At 40.9% G+C, this 1,881-nt stretch carries 1 protein-coding gene; it reads left to right on the top strand.

The window, feature by feature from the left end:
* Positions 1–1,796, top strand: a 1,796-nt coding sequence (pknB, locus tag SPADD19_RS10590) for a Stk1 family PASTA domain-containing Ser/Thr kinase (RefSeq protein ID WP_061455959.1), incomplete at its 5' end; no start/stop codon positions are given.
* Positions 1,797–1,881 lie beyond the last annotated feature (85 nt).

The following is a 1,881-nucleotide window of genomic DNA, read 5'->3' on the forward strand; positions in this document are numbered from 1 at the left end:
ATGTTTATCTTGCGCGTGATTTGATTTTAGATGGTGAAGAAGTTGCAGTCAAGGTACTGCGTACGAATTATCAGACGGATCCCATTGCAGTTGCTCGTTTTCAGCGGGAAGCAAAAGCGATGGCGGAACTGGACCATCCAAATATCGTTCGGATTACAGACATTGGAGAAGAAGAAGGGCAACAATACCTTGCAATGGAATATGTTGCAGGTTTAGACTTGAAACGCTATATCAAAGAAAATGCACCTTTATCAAATGAAGAAGCGGTTCGTTTGATGGGACAGATTCTCCTTGCTATGCGTCTAGCCCATACGCGTGGCATTATCCATAGAGATTTAAAACCACAGAATGTCCTCTTGACTCCGGATGGGACTGCAAAAGTTTCAGACTTTGGGATTGCAGTGGCCTTTGCAGAGACAAGCTTGACCCAGACCAACTCTATGTTAGGATCAGTCCATTATTTGTCACCTGAGCAGGCACGGGGATCGAAAGCTACGGTTCAAAGTGACATTTACGCTATGGGAATTATTTTCTATGAGATGTTGACTGGACACATTCCTTATGATGGGGATAGTGCGGTTACGATTGCACTGCAACATTTCCAAAAACCTCTTCCCTCTATTCGTGAAGAAAATAAGAATGTTCCGCAAGCTTTAGAAAATGTTGTGATCAAAGCGACGGCTAAGAAGCTGACGGACCGTTATAAGTCAGTAGCAGAGATGTATGTAGATCTTTCAAGCTGCCTGTCTTATGAGAGGAGAAATGAGAAAAAGCTGGTTTTTGAAGATCAAACAAAGGCTGATACAAAAACTCTTCCGAAAGTGAGTCCGACTCCAAAGACCGCTCCAGTTCCAATCTCTGAGGTGCGCAGTGAAATCAGTTCGGTGGATCCAAAACGGCCATTATCCAACCAGCAGGTCGTGGCACCAAATAAAAAGCCAAGAAGACGCTTACGTGCACGTTATAAAGTATTGTTTGTTGCAATCGCGCTAGTTCTTGCTGCCTTTACCTTCTTGTTGTATATGAGTCCAGCCAATAAAACAGTTCCGGATGTTTCTGGTAAGACTATTGCTGAGGCCAGAGCGATTATCGAAGGTCAAGATCTTCAAGTTGGTGAAGAAAAGGAAGAATATAGTGATACTGTTGCGGAAGGCTATGTCATTCGAACTAATCCAAATGCGGGAGCTCAAAAGAGGGAACAAAGTCGAATTGATTTGATTGTTTCAAAGGGACCAAATAGCTTTGAAATGCCAAATTATGTAGGAGAAACGAGGGCAAAAGCAGAGGATGATCTGAAAAATACTTATAAAGTGTCAAGTAAGATGATCAGTATAGAGGAAGTTGAAACTTTTGACTATGATGCGGGGACTGTTCTTGAACAAACGCCAGCACCAGGAGAACAATATTCTCTGAATTCAAAGACCAAGATTGTTTTGAAAGTGGCGAAAGAAACGACCTCTATTGAGATGCCAAACTATATTGGATCAACCTATGATTTTGCACGTAGCAATTTGATTGAAATATATGACATCAAGGAAGCCAATATTGAATTAAGAAAAACGGACCATCTTCCTGATGGGGTTGTTGTTTCTGCAGGACAAATTGTGAGTCAAACTCCTGAGGCATCTAATACAGTGGATATTAATCGGACCAGAATTATATTGACAGTGTATGAGCCTAAAGTGACTTCTTCTTCAAGTACGAAAGCTTCTTCAAGTTCAGAAACGTCTAGTTCGTCTTCATCAGATCGAAAGGATACCGATAGTTCAAGTAGTAGTGCAGCAGATGATGATTAGGAAATTGATTGCAAGAAAAAGTTAGGTAAAAACTCAATCTGAGAAAATAAGTCCATAAATATTTCCATAATAAAACGCATAATAT

It is taken from the genome of Streptococcus parasanguinis, assembly GCF_001578955.1.
Taxonomy (GTDB): Bacteria; Bacillota; Bacilli; order Lactobacillales; family Streptococcaceae; genus Streptococcus; species Streptococcus parasanguinis_U.